The 17577-nt window shown below is 41.4% G+C and carries 16 protein-coding genes; 12 read left to right on the top strand and 4 right to left on the bottom strand.

What is annotated here, in order from left to right:
- Positions 1-447: 447 nt before the first annotated feature.
- Both B4F08_RS02745 and B4F08_RS02750 read left to right on the top strand, forming a co-directional pair.
- On the top strand, positions 448-1407 hold the full coding sequence (locus B4F08_RS02745; protein WP_291373015.1) for an aliphatic sulfonate ABC transporter substrate-binding protein: 960 nt from the start codon (positions 448-450) through the stop codon (positions 1405-1407).
- A complete protein-coding gene (locus B4F08_RS02750; protein ID WP_291373016.1) occupies positions 1407-2228 on the top strand; it encodes an ABC transporter permease in 822 nt (273 codons plus the stop codon). The genes B4F08_RS02745 and B4F08_RS02750 overlap by 1 nt, the downstream gene beginning before the upstream one ends.
- A 56-nt stretch (positions 2229-2284) precedes the next feature.
- Here B4F08_RS02750 and prmC read toward each other — a convergent pair whose 3' ends face one another.
- Entirely contained in the window at positions 2285-3103 is an 819-nt protein-coding gene (gene prmC, locus B4F08_RS02755; protein ID WP_291373017.1) for a peptide chain release factor N(5)-glutamine methyltransferase, read from the bottom strand.
- A complete protein-coding gene (gene prfA, locus B4F08_RS02760) occupies positions 3103-4191 on the bottom strand; it encodes a peptide chain release factor 1 (RefSeq protein WP_110974166.1) in 1089 nt (362 codons plus the stop codon). The genes prmC and prfA overlap by 1 nt, the downstream gene beginning before the upstream one ends.
- 463 nt (positions 4192-4654) lie before the next feature.
- On the opposite strand from prfA, the gene B4F08_RS02765 reads away from it, so the two are divergent.
- The 4 genes from B4F08_RS02765 (at position 4655) to B4F08_RS02780 (ending at position 7910) form a co-directional block, all read left to right on the top strand.
- Positions 4655-5083: a glycine zipper domain-containing protein gene (locus B4F08_RS02765; RefSeq protein ID WP_086207722.1), complete on the top strand. Its 429-nt coding sequence runs from the start codon at positions 4655-4657 to the stop codon at positions 5081-5083.
- Between the two features lie 223 nt (positions 5084-5306).
- Positions 5307-5834: a hypothetical protein gene (locus tag B4F08_RS02770; RefSeq protein WP_291373018.1), complete on the top strand. Its 528-nt coding sequence runs from the start codon at positions 5307-5309 to the stop codon at positions 5832-5834.
- Between the two features lie 280 nt (positions 5835-6114).
- Entirely contained in the window at positions 6115-7116 is a 1002-nt protein-coding gene (locus B4F08_RS02775) for an LLM class flavin-dependent oxidoreductase (protein ID WP_086207724.1), read from the top strand.
- A 230-nt stretch (positions 7117-7346) separates the two neighbouring features.
- Positions 7347-7910, top strand: a complete 564-nt coding sequence (locus B4F08_RS02780; RefSeq protein WP_086207725.1) for a flavoprotein — start codon at positions 7347-7349, stop codon at positions 7908-7910.
- 34 nt (positions 7911-7944) lie between these two features.
- On the opposite strand, the gene B4F08_RS02785 is transcribed toward B4F08_RS02780, so the two are convergent.
- Together B4F08_RS02785 and ppsR are read right to left on the bottom strand one after the other, a co-directional pair.
- Entirely contained in the window at positions 7945-8622 is a 678-nt protein-coding gene (locus B4F08_RS02785; protein WP_291373019.1) for a hypothetical protein, read from the bottom strand.
- Positions 8623-8766: 144 nt separating this feature from the next.
- Positions 8767-9603 carry a posphoenolpyruvate synthetase regulatory kinase/phosphorylase PpsR gene (gene ppsR, locus B4F08_RS02790; RefSeq protein ID WP_086207727.1) on the bottom strand — a complete coding sequence of 279 codons (837 nt, stop codon included), beginning with the start codon at positions 9601-9603 and terminating at the stop codon, positions 8767-8769.
- Positions 9604-9759: 156 nt separating this feature from the next.
- Between ppsR and ppsA the strand changes: the two genes are divergently transcribed.
- From ppsA to B4F08_RS02820, 6 genes are all read left to right on the top strand, one after another.
- Entirely contained in the window at positions 9760-12138 is a 2379-nt protein-coding gene (gene ppsA / locus B4F08_RS02795; protein ID WP_110975228.1) for a phosphoenolpyruvate synthase, read from the top strand.
- A 346-nt stretch (positions 12139-12484) separates the two neighbouring features.
- A complete protein-coding gene (locus B4F08_RS02800) occupies positions 12485-13252 on the top strand; it encodes an RDD family protein (RefSeq protein WP_291373020.1) in 768 nt (255 codons plus the stop codon).
- Between the two features lie 302 nt (positions 13253-13554).
- Positions 13555-14628 carry a ubiquinol oxidase subunit II gene (gene cyoA, locus B4F08_RS02805; protein ID WP_086207730.1) on the top strand — a complete coding sequence of 358 codons (1074 nt, stop codon included), beginning with the start codon at positions 13555-13557 and terminating at the stop codon, positions 14626-14628.
- A 3-nt stretch (positions 14629-14631) separates the two neighbouring features.
- Positions 14632-16620 (top strand): cytochrome o ubiquinol oxidase subunit I, encoded by a 1989-nt coding sequence (gene cyoB / locus B4F08_RS02810; RefSeq protein ID WP_086207731.1) that lies wholly within the window; start codon positions 14632-14634, stop codon positions 16618-16620.
- 4 nt (positions 16621-16624) lie between these two features.
- A complete protein-coding gene (cyoC, locus tag B4F08_RS02815) occupies positions 16625-17245 on the top strand; it encodes a cytochrome o ubiquinol oxidase subunit III (protein WP_291373021.1) in 621 nt (206 codons plus the stop codon).
- Complete coding sequence (locus B4F08_RS02820; protein WP_171264398.1) at positions 17242-17571, top strand: cytochrome o ubiquinol oxidase subunit IV; 330 nt, start codon at positions 17242-17244, stop codon at positions 17569-17571. Before cyoC ends, B4F08_RS02820 begins: the two co-directional genes overlap by 4 nt.
- The last annotated feature ends 6 nt before the right edge of the window (positions 17572-17577 follow it).

The following is a 17577-nucleotide window of genomic DNA, read 5'->3' on the forward strand; positions in this document are numbered from 1 at the left end:
CGCTGACCGTATTCAAGCCCTGCAGTTAGGTGCATCGTTTAAAGATGAACAATATCTGGCCGATCTAAAGAAAATTGTGACACTTTGCCTTGCACTTGAAACTGATGCTTTAGAGCAAGTTGAAGTGTCTGACAGCTTACAAGACTATCCTATGTAAGCTTGCAATCCCTCAAAAAAAAGCGACTTTTACAGTCGCTTTTTTACATTCAAAATGAATGATTTAGTTATGCAATCTTCATATAAGAAGAAATTATTCTATGCTTTTTGGAAGTTATTCTATACTCCAAAAACTACACATAGCTCAATCAAGTTATTAAAATTCAGATAGTTAAGCCAAGACCACCCGTTTATTTCAATTTAATATTTTGTTATCCATTTTTCTTTTTTTATTTTTCGCATACATAAGGTTAAAAGAATCCACAAATGAACTTATTTAAATGATGCAACATGAAAAACTTTAAACTCCTGAGCACTTCACTGATTTTAGGTCTAATCGGCTCTTATGCCAATGCCGCTATTCCAAACACACTCAAACTCGATTATGCCTATTACGCACCAACCAGTCTTGTGGTGAAAGAGCAGAAATTGTTAGAAAAAGCCCTACCTAAGACTGAAATTAAATGGGTGTTTAGCCAAGGCAGTAACCGTTCGCTGGAATATTTAAATAGCGGCAGTGTCGATTTTGCTTCAACCGCAGGGCTTGCAGCCGTGCTCAGTCGTGCCAACGGCAGTCCAATTAATACCATATATATCCAGAGCCAACCTGAATGGACCGCTTTGGTGGTTGCTAAAAACTCCCCGATTAAAAGTTTAAAAGACTTAAAAGGAAAGAAAATTGCAGCAACTAAAGGCACAGATCCATTTCTGTTTACCCTACAAGCATTGGATACAGTGGGTCTAAATAAACGTGACGTGCAACTGGTCCATTTACAACATCCAGATGGCAAAACAGCTTTAGAACGTGGTCAAGTCGATGCTTGGGCAGGCCTAGATCCACTGATGGCATCGGCACAAGTGCAATCTGGCGCAAAACTACTGTATCGAAATATTGGGTTTAATAGTTATAGCGTGCTCAGTGTCAAAGAGTCTTTTTCTCAGCAAAGCCCCGAAGCCATTGAAGCGGTAATTAAAGCCTATGAACAAGCACGTAAGTGGGCCAAAGCTAATCCAGAGAAACTGGCGGAGTTATTGGCACGCGAGTCCAAACTTCCGTTGAATGTCGCAAAATTACAATTAAGCCGTACCAACTTTGATCAAAACATTCCGTCAGCCAAACAGATTGCAGCATTACAAAAGTCTGGCAGTATTTTGAATGAAGAAGACTTAGTCCGTAAAGGCACCAATGTTAATCAAGTCGTGACTCAGTTGTTTAAGCCGCAATATGCACAAAAGGTTGTAAGCAAATAATGACCAAGTCAGTCGCGAGCTCTTTCACCCCTGTTGAAGTGAAAAAGGGTTCCTCATTTCAGTTGAAATTGAAGCGTGTTCTCAAAGCCATCACCCTTCCAGTGCTCTTACTGATTGCTTGTGAATATCTGGTCCGTGCAGGTTTTATTGAACCTTATTTATTGCCTGCACCCAGTAGTTTATGGCAAACCTTTCTAGATTTATGGCAGGCAGATTTATGGATGCATGTCTGGACCAGTACATGGCGGGTGTTTTTAGGCTTTTTTATTGGCAGTGCTCTGGCGTTAATTTGTGCGATTTTGGTCGGACTCAACAAACAGGTTGAAGCATTTTTAGAACCCAGTTTTTCAGCGATTAAATCCATCCCAAGCTTAGCGTGGATTCCTCTACTTTTACTGTGGTTAGGGATTGATGAAGCATCGAAAATTACTCTGATTGCAATTGGCGCATTTTTTCCGACCTATACCAACACGGTCGCAGCGATTAAAGGTGTTGACCGAAAACTCATCGAAGTCGCGCAAGTCTATCGGTTAAAATACTGGCAGCAGGTACAACAGATTATTTTGCCTGCGTCGTCTCCGGGAATTTTAACGGGACTACGCAACAGTTTAAGTTTGGCATGGATGTTTATGATTGCCGCAGAACTGATTGCTGCGACACAAGGCATTGGTTACTTACTGAGTGATGGAAGAGAAACTTCGCGTCCCGATATTGTGATTTTAGCGATTATTCTATTAGCCGTACTTGGAAAATTCAGCGATGGCATTATGAAAGCCATCGAGACTTGGCTACTGCGTTGGCGTGACGTATTTGGAACATAAGGTAGAAAAAATAAAAGCGCATCAACTGCGCTTTTATTTTGAAGGGAACAATGAAATTATTGTGTCCACTGCCCTAAAGTGACGCGGTCATTCCCACCATAATCTTTTACCGTACGGACTTGCTTATAGCCCGCTTCTTTAAAGATTTTCTGTACAGCGTCACCTTGATCATAACCATGCTCAAGCACCACCCAACCATCGAGGGTTAAATGCTTTTTGCCTTGCTGGATAATGACTTTTAAATCAGCCAAACCATGGTCTGCCGCAACCAGAGCGCGTTCAGGTTCAGTTGCTAAGTCTTGCATGTGTGTATCATCAGCATCAATATATGGCGGATTCGATACAATCACATCAAAAAACTTTCGATTCAGCGGTGCAAACCAACTACCACACACAAAAGTCACATCATTTAAGTCATGCTTTTCTGCATTTTGCTGAGCAACCGCTAAAGTCGGCTCATAAATATCGGTCGCCGTGATGTCCCACGTGTCCCGTTCACTGGCCAATGAAAGCGCAACCGCACCCGTCCCCGTGCCTAAGTCGACAATGCGCGCATCTTCAGGTAAGTCTAAACGTAGTACAGTTTCAACCAGTACCTCGGTATCTGGACGTGGCACTAAGGTATCAGGAGTGACAATCAGATCCAGCGTCCAAAATGGCTGTGAACCTGTCACATAAGCCAAAGGCTCTCCTGCTTCGATTCGCGCAAGTGCTGCAACATAGGCTTGCTCTTGCTCATCGGTCAGCACTTGGTCTTTTTTCATAACCAAATCAAAAGAATCAATTTTGGTAATGTGTTCCAGCAACCATGCATTTTCTTGACGTTCGTAACTCTCAGCTTCACCACGTAAAGCCAAAGCTTGGGCAATATTCATTATCCACCATTCTGCTGTGCAAGCATCGCAAGCTGATCTGCTTGGTATTCGCGGTGTAAGCTATCTAATAGTTCAGTTAAATCGCCTTCCATAACCGCATCTAACTTGTATAAAGTTAAGTTAATACGGTGATCGGTCATACGACCTTGCGGATAGTTATAGGTACGGATACGCTCTGAACGATCACCCGAGCCGACCAAGTCACGGCGCATTTCAGACGTTGCTGCATCAGCTGCTGCACGTTTTGCATTTTCCAAACGTGAAGCAAGTAAAGCCATGGCTTTAGCTTTGTTTTTATGCTGTGAACGCTCTTCCTGACATTCCACCACCGTTCCTGTTGGAATATGGGTAATACGCACAGCCGAATCGGTTTTGTTGATGTGCTGACCACCCGCACCTGAGGCACGGTAGGTATCAATACGTAAGTCTGATGCATTAATCTCGACCGTTGTATCAACATCAATTTCAGGCAAAATCGCAACAGTACACGCCGAAGTATGCACGCGTCCTTGAGACTCCGTTGCAGGTACGCGTTGTACACGGTGCGCGCCACTTTCAAACTTCAAGCGGCCGTAAACGCCCTCACCATTCACCAAGCAAATGATTTCTTTATAACCACCGTGTTCGCCTTCATTTTCAGACAACACCTCAATACGCCAGCCTTGTGATTCAGCGTACTTGGTGTACATGCGGTATAAGTCACCCGAGAAGATAGCGGCTTCATCACCGCCTGTACCCGCTCGAATTTCCAAATAGGCAGAATTGGCATCATTTGGATCTTTCGGAATCATTAAAATATTTAAATCAGCTTCTAGAGACTCAATAATGGCTTTATTTTCTTTAATTTCTTCAACAGCCATTTCCTTAAAGTCAGGATCTGACAACATCGCTTCAGCCGTTTCAATGTCTGCTTCTGCTTGTTTGTACTTGGTCCAAACTTCTGTAATTTCAGTCAAATCACTATGTTCACGTGACAGTTGGCGGAAACGCTTGTTATCTGAAATCACTTCTACATCTGCAAGTAATGCTGTTAATTCTTCGTGACGGTCAGAAAGTTGATCTAATCGTAAACGTAACGATTCTTTCATTAGGAAAATATCTCAATATAAAGGCTGCAATACAGTTTCACAGCACCAAAAAATTTGCGCTTAGTTTAACGACTCTATCGCCCAAAGAACATCTTTATTCAATATGGACTGATTTTTACTCCATATAAGCTAAATCGAATTTGTATATTTTTGAAAATAGGTTCAGCCATTGACGTTAAAAATTAAAATAATGATCTACACCCACTCCAACTACTTTTAATAGCACTTCATTCGTCTATGACGCAGAGTGTGAATTACATCACTCCTAGGTTTATCCACATTTGCACGAGTCTGGATAAATTTCATTCGCATTATTCACATTTGTAATAAAACTGATACAAACAAGAAACCAACGGGTTTCAATTTGGTTTCAACTCTTCACAATTAACTAGAATCTTTTTGTTACATTAGCGCCATCGAAATAAATACGACAGTTCAACCAATGTTGGACATGGAGAAACACATGAAACTAAATACACTCTTAATGTCAGCAACATTAGCGACAGCATCCATGTTTACTGCAACTGCGTATGCAGATAATACAACCCGCGTTGCTGCTGCAAGTGCTTTAGGTAGTGTTGCAGGGACTGCAATTGGGAAAAACATGGGCGGTAACACTGGTGCAACCATTGGTGCAGCACTGGGTGGCGCAGGTGGTGCAGCTGTTGCAAGTGACAAACGTAATCGTACAGAATCTGCTATTGGCGGTGCCATCGGTGGTGGTGCGGGTTATACCGTAGGTAAAAGCATGGGTGGTACCAACGGTGGTTATGTCGGTTCGGCATTAGGTGCAGCAGGTGGTGCAGCACTAGGGAATAAAATCTCAAAAGACAAACAAACCAGCTCTTACCATGGAAAAAAATGGAAAAAGAAACACCGTAAACACCATTAATTTACAGCATTGTAAAGATGTCATAGAAAGCACCTTCGGGTGCTTTTTTATGGCACAGATCAAGACGTAATTCCACAGAGCTAAACTGGTAGAAAATACGAAGAGTCGTTACATAGCATTTACCAAAGCAACAATTTTGATAAAGTTTCTCTTCATTATTCTTCCTATATGTTTCGCTAAAGTGAAATCAAGACGAAATGAACATACTCTTAGGAGTCTAAAAATGAAAATCAAATCAATTTTAATGAGTACTGTAATTGCAACTTCTGCATTAACAATGACGACTACATACGCAGGCAATAGTACGAATACAGCACTGACTTCTGCGCTTGGTGGTGTAGTCGGTGCCGCAATTGGTAACCAAATGGGTGGACAAACTGGTGCTATGATTGGTTCTGCCATTGGCGGTGGTGCAGGTGCAGCCGCTTCAGCCAACAAACGTGACCGTAATGGCGCAATCATTGGTGCAGCACTTGGCGGTGCAGGTGGTTATACAGTAGGTAAAAACATGGGTGGCACCAATGGTGGTTATATTGGTGCGGGCTTAGGTTCAGCAGGTGGTGCCGTTCTCGGTAAAAAAGTCTCAGAAGACCGCCGTTACGATGATGAAGATGACCGTCGATATAATGATCGTTATGACCATCGTGATAACAACCGTGGTTACCGCTACAATAACTATAAATACAATGATCGCGACTACCGTGGTGACAATGGTCGTCACTTAGGCTGGTACAAAAACGGTAAACGTTAAGTCATCTATAAAAATTTCCAAATAAAAAAGCACCTTCGGGTGTTTTTTTATTTAAGAAATAATCGCTGTCTCAAAAAGCTAAAGTACAACCGATCAGCAGCACAATTTGAATATGATCTTCTCATTCATTTTTAATGGTTGTATTAAATTTATCACTGTTGCAATTCAACATATTAGCGGCTGATTTATCGTGCAGACAGAACACATCGAATAAAAACGATATACAAAACCCTGCTTATATCGTATTATTTCGATATACACCGCAAATTTGAGAAGCCGAATGCGCACATTGTCCGAAACTCAATTTTCTATTTTAGAATTAGCTCCTGTCCGCGAAGATCAAACTGTACAACTCACCCTACAGCATAGCTTAAAATTGGCCCAACAAGCTGAACGTTTAGGCTATAGCCGACTTTGGCTTGCAGAACATCATAATATGGATGGTATTGCCAGCTCTGCTACTGCGGTGCTACTCGGCTATTTACTCGCGAATACCTCAACTTTAAAAGTCGGCTCAGGTGGCATTATGCTCCCAAACCATGCGCCACTTGTGGTAGCAGAACAATTCGGTACACTTGCTACACTCTACCCGCATCGTGTTGAGTTAGGTTTAGGTCGCGCACCCGGTACAGACCAAGTCACCATGCGCGCATTACGTCGTGGTCGTCAAGAAACTGAAGAACAATTCCCACAAGATGTCTTAGAAATTCTGCATTACTTTAAAGATGCTGAACCGAATCAACGTATTGTTGCAACGCCGGGACAAGGGACTCATGTGCCCGTATGGTTACTCGGTTCAAGTTTATTTAGCGCACAACTCGCAGCTAAACTCGGTCTTCCCTACTCATTCGCATCACACTTTGCACCGCGCATGCTGAAACAAGCGATTCAGCTCTATCGTGAAAACTTTGAACCTTCTGAATACTTATCAAAACCTTATGTGTCGATGGGTGTCCCTACGGTCGTTGCTGAAACTGATGCTGAAGCGGAGTTCTTGGCAACAAGTGCCTATCAACGTGTTTTAGGTCTGATGCGCGGTCAAAGCTTAAAGTTAAAAGCACCTATTGAAAGCATGGACGGTCTTTGGTCAGCTGCGGAAAAAATGTCCGTAGACAGTTTCTATGCTATGGCACAAATTGGTTCCAATGGCACCGTAAAAGAAGGCTTGAAACAACTTCTTTTAGAATATGATGTCGATGAATTTATTTTCACTTGTGACATCTATGATACAGAGAAACGTTTAGAAAACTTTGAACGTTTAATGCAGATCAAAAATAGCTAAGCGGACGTGAACCTATTTGCCCAATGACTGTTCTATCGACATTCATTGGGCAAAATGAATACTAACCCTTTGCATCTCTGTCCATCCTTAAAAACATAATCCAAATATGTTATCGCCTTAGACTAAAGTTAACGTGACTGCTCAGACAGTTAATCATTTTGCCTTTTTAGAGTAAAAACACTAAAAATAAAAGATTAAGGAAAAACTAAAAAAACAATTAAGGATCGAGCATGGTTAATTTACATCCAACAGATAGCCTATCGGGTTTATTTCAAAACCATCCCGAATATTTTCAGCATTTCAGAGGTCAACTGATTGCATCATCAGACATTAAACAGCATGATTTTAACCAACAACGTGTTGCGATTATTGGCACCAATCAGCACACGGTAAGTGGACTTGAGTCAATCTGCCAGGTGGCACAATCTGTTCGTGTTTTTCAAAATGAACCTCACTTCATTTTACCCAAAACAGAACGCGGGGTTCAGCGCTTAATCCAGCATCCATTAGTCATTAAAAACCGCCGATTATTTAGTACCCGTATTAAATGCCTATTGGCTTTACGTTTTTTAGAAACCCAAGTTGCTGACCCGTGGCTCAGACACCAACTTAAGCCTAATACTGCTGCCAATAAACTCAAATTCTTTAAGTCCGATTTCTACTACCATGCTTTACAGCGTGAAAACTGTAAATTGGTGACTTGGCCAATTGTGAAAATTCGAGAACATGATATCCAGAGTCTTGATGGTGCAGAACATCCAGTTGATGTGATTATTACCACCTATACACACTAGACATCACGTGGGTAAGCATTTTAGCTTGCCCTCTTTAATTCACTACACCCTGATATTGAAAAGCTGACTTTCCACGTGCATAGCGCAAATACTGACCTGTTGGCTGACTATTTTGATTCAGTAATTTGATATCAACATACTTTAAATCTTTCGAAACCCGAATATACGAACCTTGACGCGCTTCATCATAATGACAGTCATAATCCACTTCTATCGAACTCAACTGCTTCTTATTTTTCGTCTGAAAAATTGGGGCTAGTGTCAAAGCTTGAGCATGCATTTTAAAGGCTTGAATTTGATATAGACCGTGGCAACTATCCCCTTTGTAATAGCTTTGCACGAAGTAAATCGGTTGCGTCCCCATTTTCACTTGATCAATATTTAAAATATAGCCCGTATTGATCGCTTGAAGCTTGCTAGACGGTCTCGATTTCATCTGTACATAGGATGAAAATTCACCCATAGTGCCACCACCGCCCACATCAAAGGTATAGAATTTAAGCAGTCGATCAGGTGAGCTATTAATCTTTAGTCTAAGATTTTCAGTTAATTTGGGGAAAGAATAAGCATAACTTGCAGTATTTTTCTGGATTAAATCGACAATATCCTGTTCGATTTTTTGATTGACTTCATAAAAATCCAGTGCCGCATATTTTAAAATAATCGCTTGTTCGGACTGCTGAATGGATATATTTTCCGCATAAACTGTCATATTAAAAGAACTGAACAAAATAAGACTAAAAATGCATTTTGATATTATTTTCATATAATCTGATCTATATTTTTCTATTTATAGCGAAATTAATAAACAGTATAAAGCATCACCACGATGACCCTTTATACTGTCATCTCGATATCAACCAATGCGACGTTTTAGACCCGTCATTTGGAGTACACGAGTAGAAATTTCCTCAATTGACATTTCAGAGACATTTAAATATTTAATCCCCTCAGAAATATAGATCCCTTCAATGGCGCGTAGTTCCATTTGGCATTGACTAAAGCTTGCATAGCGACTATTCGCCTTACGTTCAGAGCGAATGGCAACCAAACGTTCAGCATCAATCATTAAACCAAACAGCTTATGCTTATGCGCTCGAAGTACTGCAGGTAAGCGGTTATCATCTAAGTCTTCTTCAGTCAGTGGGTAATTAGCAACACGAATTCCAAACTGTAATGACAAGTAAATCGAGGTCGGTGTTTTCCCCGAACGTGAAACCCCAATCAAAATCAAATCGGCCTTGTCATAGTGACGTGTACGTGCGCCATCATCGTTATCTAAGGCAAAATGCACCGCATCAATACGCGCTTTATAAGACTCAGAATCAGTCACAGCATGGGTCTGTCCGACTAAAGTTGTAGGTGGAGTGCCTAACTCTTCAGACAACTTACTTATAAGCCCCTCAAATACATCAAGATTTACTGCATTTGCAGTATTGATAATATCCCGCACATACGGGTCAACCAATGTGTCAAACACCAATGGTTTTTGACCATCTTGTAATGCTCTTTGATTAATCTCAGCTACAACATTGGTCGCAGCTTCTTCTGAACTAATATAAGGAATAATATGAATGTCAAAGTCAACATTTGGAAACTGCGCCAATAGAGAGTGCCCAAGGGTTTCTGCGGTAATTGCAGTACCATCTGAAATAAAAAAAACACTCCGCTTAAACTGTTTGCTTTCTGACATTAAAATTCTCCTTAAACATTTGTCTTAGTGCTATATAATCTTTATAGTAAACCGATCTTACATGACTGTCGCTTAGTAAAATCAAAAAGCTAAGTAGATTTGTTATAATCTGATGCCAAGATAGTGATTAAATACTGCAAAAGTGGAGTAACAACTTTGGAAGCGCGCGTAATTGGTCTAGAAAAATTAGGGAAACACGACGTTGAACTCGTAGGTGGGAAAAACTCATCTCTAGGTGAAATGATCAGCCACCTATCAAATGCAGGTGTATCTGTACCAGGTGGCTTTGCTACTACAGCTCAGGCATATCGTGAATTTCTCGAGCAAAGCGGCCTAAACGCTAAAATCAATGCAGAGCTAAAAACACTCAATGTTGATGATGTAAATGCTTTGGCTGAAACAGGTGCTAAAATTCGCCAATGGATTGTTGACACTCCACTTACAACAGAACTAGAAAAAGAAGTTCGTAAAGCATTTGAAGAACTTTCAAACGGCAACCCTGACATCGCGGTTGCCGTTCGTTCTTCTGCAACAGCAGAAGATTTACCAGATGCGTCTTTCGCAGGCCAACAAGAAACTTTCTTAAACATTCGCGGTATCGACAACGTTTTGATCGCGATCAAAGAAGTGTTTGCATCACTATATAACGACCGTGCAATCTCTTATCGCGTACACCAAAACTTTGCGCATGATGTGGTGGCTTTATCTGCTGGCATTCAACGTATGGTCCGTTCTGAAACGGGTGCAGCGGGTGTAATGTTCACTCTTGATACTGAATCTGGTTTCCGTGATGTCGTCTTCATCACTGCATCTTATGGTTTGGGTGAAATGGTTGTTCAAGGTGCCGTAAACCCTGACGAATTCTACCTCTCTAAACCACTTTTAAATGCAGGCAAACACGCTGTATTACGTCGTAATTTGGGTTCTAAACACCAAAAAATGATTTATGGCGAAGAAGCATCTGCGGGTAAATCAGTTGTTGTGGTTGATGTTGAAAAGCAAGAGCGTCAACAATTTGCATTGAACGACCACGAACTTCAAGAACTTGCAAAACAAGCGCTCATCATTGAAAACCATTACGGTTCTCCAATGGACATCGAATGGGCAAAAGATGGTGATGACGGTCAAATTTATATCGTTCAAGCACGCCCTGAAACAGTGAAGAGCCGTGAAAACGTCGGCACAATGGAACGCTACCTTTTGAAACAAAAAGGTACAGTAATTTGTGAAGGTCGTTCAATTGGTCAACGTATCGGTTCTGGTAAAGTACGTATTGTTACGTCTATTAAAGAAATGGACAAAGTTCAAGACGGTGACGTTCTTGTATCAGACATGACTGACCCAGACTGGGAACCAGTAATGAAACGTGCAGCTGCGATTGTTACTAACCGTGGTGGTCGTACTTGTCACGCTGCAATTATTGCGCGTGAACTGGGTGTTCCAGCAATCGTGGGCTGTGGTAATGCAACTGAAGTTCTAGTAGACGGTCAAGAAGTAACTGTTTCATGCGCTGAAGGTGATACAGGTTTCATCTATGAAGGTTCACTAGACTTCGAGATTCAAACCAATTCAATTGAATCTATGCCAGCACTTCCATTCAAAGTAATGATGAACGTTGGCAACCCTGACCGTGCATTTGACTTTGCACAAATTCCAAATGAAGGGATTGGTCTTGCGCGTCTTGAGTTCATCATTAACCGTATGATCGGTGTCCACCCTAAAGCATTGTTGAACATTGACAGCTTGCCACGTGAAACACGTGCTGCGGTCATGGCGCGTACTGCGGGTTATGCATCGCCAATCGAATTCTATGTTGAAAAACTAGTTGAAGGTATTTCTACCCTCGCTGCTGCATTTGCAGACAAGCCTGTGATTGTTCGTATGTCTGACTTTAAGTCAAATGAATATGCAAACTTGATCGGTGGTAAGTTATACGAGCCTGAAGAAGAAAACCCAATGTTGGGCTTCCGTGGTGCAAGCCGTTATGTGTCTGACAACTTCCGTGACTGCTTCGAGTTAGAATGTCGCGCGTTGAAAAAAGCACGTGACGAAATGGGCTTAACCAACATTCAAATCATGATTCCTTTCGTCCGTACTGTACACGAAGCAAAACGTGTCATCGAATTATTGGCTTTAAATGGTTTGAAACGTGGTGAAAATGGCCTGAAAGTAATCATGATGTGTGAGTTACCAACGAACGCATTATTGGCTGAACAGTTCCTTGAACACTTTGACGGCTTCTCTATCGGCTCAAACGACTTAACCCAGTTAACACTCGGTCTAGATCGTGACTCTGGTATCGTATCTCACCTATTTGATGAACGTGATCCAGCTGTTAAAGCGCTTCTATCTATGGCAATTCATGCATGCCGCAAAGCAGGTAAATATGTGGGTATCTGTGGCCAAGGTCCTTCAGATCACCCAGATCTTGCGCAATGGCTCATGGAACAAGGCATCGAATCTGTATCACTAAATCCTGACTCAGTATTAGACACATGGTTCTTCCTTGCAGCAGAAAAAGCTCAAAAATCTTAATTTTTTGATGCGATAAAAAAAAGACCCTTTCACGGGTCTTTTTTTATGCCGACTACTTTTAGGTGTCGTCATTAAAATAAGCCCCTTTATACAAAGCTTCAGCTAAATTCAGCATTCATATATCAACATCTTGATTTAGCAAAGATCGTATTGCGATAAAACTAGAAGAGACGACTCATTCCTTGCTACACTGTCATAAGTTTTGTGTATCTTTGGTTAATTTCATCTTGAATTTTCCCAGACTATCCACAAGTTTTAACATAAGATTTTTCTATTTGTTTTTAATTTGAAAACAAATACATCTATTATTTTGACATCCCAATTTATATTTTGAGATTAAGTTTATATGCAGATTTACTTGGCACGAAATAATCAACAAGCCGGTCCATATACCTTAGAGCAACTGAATCAGATGCTCGCAAGCCAACAAGTTTTATTAACGGATTTAGTTTGGCATCAAGGTATGCCTGAATGGAAAGCTTTAGGTGAACTCACCCAAGGAAAACTGGCCTATGAACCTGCAGGCTATCAAGCTCAGCCTCCTATTCCTGAACCAGTACAGCTGACAAACCAATTCGCACAGCAGAATCGTACGACTGCAAAAGCGGTTCAACCTGAACTTGCCTCTATTGGTACTCGCGTTTTGGCGAAAGTCATTGATTTATTATTATGGTTACCTGCAGCTGCCATTCCCTCGTTTTTCTTGCAAGCCGATCAGTTCGGTGAACTCACCGAAATTCAGCAGAAAATGCAAGCAGCTACAACGGCAACTCAAGCCAGTGAACTGCAAGCGCAACTATTTCAATTGATTCCCACTGAAGCTTGGACAAGCATGGGGATTTACTTGCTGATCATGCTTGGTATTCAAGCCTTTTTCTTGGCAAAAAACGGTCAAAGTATTGGCAAAAAAGTCACCAAAATTAAAATTGTAGATATTGAAACCAACGAAAAAGTTAGTTTAATGCGTGTATTCACATTACGCAGTGTTGTCTTTATTGTGCTCAACATGCTATTTATGCCATTCATCACGATCGTCGATCACGTCTTTGGTTTAAGCGCAAAGCGTCAAACTTTGCACGATAAGCTGGCTAAAACCAAGGTTATTAAGCAATAATTTGGGCATATTCGGACTGAGGTTTAGCACACCTCTATTTTCCGCAGTATATTGATATTCAATATAAATCTCCAAGGAAAAACACCCAATTCCGAGTAAAAAAATCGGTTTTTATAACAGTTATTTAAAGCATCTTTACGTATAGCTTAGTTTGTCGATATGAGGCATAATGCCCTACAACGTAGCGGTGTCTTATGATTGAGAAGTGTTTTTAGTCTTAAAAAGAAACTTTTCAATCATGCGACACTTTAATCGCTATCCCAATTTTATTAGGGAATGGGACTCTTCACCGAGGTTGTAAAATGAGACAAACGATTTTAGCTGTATTGTCTTTATCTACGATTGCCGCGCTCTTGACTGGGTGTGGCGGTGATATGGTACTTCTAAACTCGAAAGGTCCAGTTGCACAAGGTCAATCTGACTTAATGATGACTGCGATCTATTTAATGCTGTTGGTGGTTATTCCATCAATCATTATGGCATTATGGTTTGGTTGGAAATATCGCGCGTCGAATAAAGATGCAGACTATAAACCTACATGGGCACACTCTACTACAATTGAAATTGTAGTTTGGGGTATTCCTGTCATTATTATTGGTATTCTGGCGTGGTTAACTTGGTGGGGTTCACACAAGTATGACCCTTACCGCCCTATCGAATCCGATAAAGCACCTGTAAATGTTCAAGTCATTGCAGAGCAGTTTAAATGGATCTTCATTTATCCTGATCTTAATATTGCTACGGTTAACGAAATTCGTTTCCCTGAAAAGACTCCAATTGCACTTAAATTAACTTCTAACTTTACGATGAACTCATTCTTCATCCCTTCGTTAGGCGGTCAAATTTATGCAATGGCAGGTATGCAGACTCACTTGAATTTGTTAGCAGATGGAACTAGCCCAGCTGAAGGCTACCGCGGTTTCTCTTCAAACTATTCAGGTTATGGCTTCTCGCAAATGCGCTTCCGTGCTCACTCTTTAACAGACGCTCAATTCGCTGAATGGGTTGCTGCTATTAAAGCAGGTAACGGTACAAGCATTAATCCAAAAGCTGTACAAAAAACAATTTTAGATCAGTCTGAATTTGCATCTTTACGTGACGGTAACCGTGGTAAGCATCAAATTGAAGCTTTAATTGCAAAAGCAAAAACTCCTGAAGAGAAGGCTGCTGCTGAAGCAATGAAGCCTTACCCAACTAAGCCACATCCAGTGACTTACTACTCTTCTGTAGAGCAAGGCTTGTTTGAATCAGTGATCAACAAATACATGAGTAACTATCACGGTGCTGATCATTCAGCAACTGCGGGTGCTCACGGGGCTGCTGCTTCTGAAGCACATGCCGCAGTTGAACCTGCTTCATCAGTTGTAGGGGAATAAGACATGAGCTTCTTAGGTAAGTTAGGTCCGGACGCTATTCCGTATGATCCAATTGTACTGGTAACAGTTGCAATGATGATCTTAGGTGGCATCGCAGTTGTTGCTGGTGTTACCTACTTTAAAAAATGGAGCTACTTGTGGAACGAATGGTTCACATCGGTAGACCATAAAAAAATTGGTATTATGTATCTAATTGTATCAATCATCATGCTTGTGCGTGGTTTTGCTGATGCATTTATGATGCGTTTACAACTTTTCCTCGCTCGTGGTGGCGGTGAAGGTTATTTACACCCAGAACACTACGATCAGATCTTCACCGCTCACGGTGTTATCATGATCTTCTTCGTAGCAATGGGTCTTGTTGTAGGCTTAATGAACATCTCTGTACCTCTTCAAATTGGTGCACGTGACGTTGCCTTCCCATTATTGAACTCACTCAGCTTCTGGTTATTTGCTGGCGCTGTTGGTTTGATGATGGCATCTCTTGCAATTGGTGAATTCGCTGCTACAGGTTGGATGGCATACCCTCCTCTTTCAGGTATCGAATACTCTCCAGGTGTGGGTGTGGATTACTATATCTGGGCACTTCAGATTTCCGGTTTAGGTACGCTCTTAACAGGTGTTAACTTCTTCGTTACCATCATTAAAATGCGTGCGCCTGGTATGTCTCTTATGGACATGCCGATCTTTACTTGGACATCTTTGTGTACAGCAGTATTGATCATTGCGTCATTCCCAGTGTTAACAGCAACCATTGCAATGTTAACGCTTGACCGTTACTTCGGTTTCCACTTCTTTACAAACGACATGGGTGGTAGCCCAATGTTGTACGTAAACTTGATTTGGACATGGGGTCACCCAGAAGTTTACATCTTAGTATTACCAGCATTTGGTATTTACTCAGAAGTTGTAGCGACGTTCTCTCGTAAAACGTTGTTTGGTTACAAATCAATGGTGTATGCAACTATCGCGATCACAGTACTTGCGTTCGTGGTATGGGTTCACCACTTCTTTACTATGGGTGCTGGTGCCAACGTGAACGCGTTCTTTGGTATCATGACCATGGTGATTGCGATTCCTACTGGTGTGAAGATCTTCTCTTGGTTATTCACCATGTATAAGGGTCGTATCAGCTTCACAACACCAATGCTATGGACACTTGGCTTCCTTGTGACTTTCGGTATCGGTGGTTTAACAGGTGTATTAATGGCAGTTCCACCAGCGGACTTCTTGGTACATAACTCGTTATTCCTTATCGCTCACTTCCATAACGTAATTATTGGTGGTGTAGTATTCGCAATGTTCGCAGGTATCATTTTCTACTGGCCAAAAATGTTTGGTTGGAAGCTCAATGAAGCTTGGGGTAAAGCTGCGTTCTGGTTCTGGTTCTTTGGTTTCTATTTTGCGTTCATGCCACTTTATATCCTTGGTTTCATGGGTATGACTCGTCGTTTGAACACTTATGACAACCCAGAATGGGACCCGTACATCGCTATTGCATTCTTCGGTTCAATTTTAGTCGCGCTTGGTATTGCATGTTTCATTATGCAAATTGTTGTTGGTTTCCTACAACGCAACGACCATCTCGACCTTACAGGCGATCCATGGGATTCTCGTACGCTTGAATGGGCGACTTCGTCTCCTGCTCCGTTCTATAACTTTGCTCATGTTCCAAAGATCAATGGTATTGATACCTTCTGGAATGACAAAGAAAATGGTGTGGCTTATGCGAAACCAACGTCGTACGAAGACATCCACATGCCAACGAATCGTGCCGCCGGCTTTGTTATTGCAATGTTCATTACTGTGATGGGCTTTGGCTTAATCTGGCATATCTGGTGGTTGGTTGCTGTGACTTTCATCGCTGCTATTATCAGCTTCATCACTTCTTCATTCACGAAGAAGGTGGACTACTATGTTCCTGCTGCTGAAGTTGAGCGTATTGAGAATGAACGTTACGCGATTCTTGAAAAACACTTGAAGAAGGACTAAGACAATGGCTGACGTACTTCATCACGAAAACCACGGACACGATGAGCATCATCACCACGATGATACGGATATCACCGTCTTTGGTTTTTGGACTTATTTGATGAGTGACTTGATCTTATTCGGTACACTCTTCATTGCATTCGCTGTATTAAGTAGCCATGTACCTATGGGTACACCAAGTGCAAAAGAACTATTTGGTGAGTCTTTAGGTTTCGTTTTAACTGAAACTTTTGCTCTCTTGATCTCTTCTGTGACTTTTGGTTTTGCGGTTCTTGCTGCATACAAAAAGAACGTCAACCAAGTGTTAGCTTGGTTAGCGATCACTTGGTTATTCGGTGCTTCATTCATCGGTATGGAACTATATGAGTTTCATCACTTAGTTCATGCTGGCCATGGTCCAAGCGTGAGTGCGTTCTTATCGTCGTTCTTTACTTTAGTAGGTACGCACGGTATTCACGTAACTTCTGGCTTAGTCTGGATGATCGTGTTAATGATTCAAATCAAGAAATATGGTTTGACTCTTCCAAACACGCGCCGCCTTGCTTGCCTAAGCTTGTTCTGGCACTTCCTTGACATCGTTTGGATCTGTGTATTCAGCGTAGTTTACTTGATGGGAGTTCTATAATGAGTCACGATCATAACTCTGCTGGTGCTTCACACGGTAACACGAAGCAATATACGATTGGTTTCATCCTTTCAGTTATCCTCACCGTAATTCCATTCGGTATGGTTATGACTGGCGGTTTTGGCCGTGGTATTTTGATGACTGTTATTGCAATTACAGCGGCTGCTCAGGTTCTTGTTCAATTAGTTTACTTCTTGCACATGAACTCATCTTCAGAGCAACGTTGGAACGTGATTGCATTTATCTATACAGTACTTTGTATTGCCGTACTTCTGGTTGGCTCTGTATGGATTATGAACTACTTACACTACAACATGATGATCTAAACTGGT

Source organism: Acinetobacter sp. UBA6720, from assembly GCF_002454215.1.
GTDB lineage: Bacteria > Pseudomonadota > Gammaproteobacteria > Pseudomonadales > Moraxellaceae > Acinetobacter.

Coding starts and splice junctions, on each gene's coding strand:
- cyoB (WP_086207731.1), top strand. CDS start 14,632: ATGAGCTTCTTAGGTAAGTTAGGTCCGGACGCTATTCCGTATGATCCA.
- B4F08_RS02750 (WP_291373016.1), top strand. CDS start 1,407: ATGACCAAGTCAGTCGCGAGCTCTTTCACCCCTGTTGAAGTGAAAAAG.
- B4F08_RS02775 (WP_086207724.1), top strand. CDS start 6,115: ATGCGCACATTGTCCGAAACTCAATTTTCTATTTTAGAATTAGCTCCT.
- prfA (WP_110974166.1), bottom strand. CDS start 4,191: ATGAAAGAATCGTTACGTTTACGATTAGATCAACTTTCTGACCGTCAC.
- B4F08_RS02800 (WP_291373020.1), top strand. CDS start 12,485: ATGCAGATTTACTTGGCACGAAATAATCAACAAGCCGGTCCATATACC.
- B4F08_RS02745 (WP_291373015.1), top strand. CDS start 448: ATGAAAAACTTTAAACTCCTGAGCACTTCACTGATTTTAGGTCTAATC.
- cyoC (WP_291373021.1), top strand. CDS start 16,625: ATGGCTGACGTACTTCATCACGAAAACCACGGACACGATGAGCATCAT.
- ppsR (WP_086207727.1), bottom strand. CDS start 9,603: ATGTCAGAAAGCAAACAGTTTAAGCGGAGTGTTTTTTTTATTTCAGAT.
- prmC (WP_291373017.1), bottom strand. CDS start 3,103: ATGAATATTGCCCAAGCTTTGGCTTTACGTGGTGAAGCTGAGAGTTAC.
- B4F08_RS02765 (WP_086207722.1), top strand. CDS start 4,655: ATGAAACTAAATACACTCTTAATGTCAGCAACATTAGCGACAGCATCC.
- B4F08_RS02770 (WP_291373018.1), top strand. CDS start 5,307: ATGAAAATCAAATCAATTTTAATGAGTACTGTAATTGCAACTTCTGCA.
- B4F08_RS02785 (WP_291373019.1), bottom strand. CDS start 8,622: ATGACAGTTTATGCGGAAAATATATCCATTCAGCAGTCCGAACAAGCG.
- cyoA (WP_086207730.1), top strand. CDS start 13,555: ATGAGACAAACGATTTTAGCTGTATTGTCTTTATCTACGATTGCCGCG.
- B4F08_RS02780 (WP_086207725.1), top strand. CDS start 7,347: ATGGTTAATTTACATCCAACAGATAGCCTATCGGGTTTATTTCAAAAC.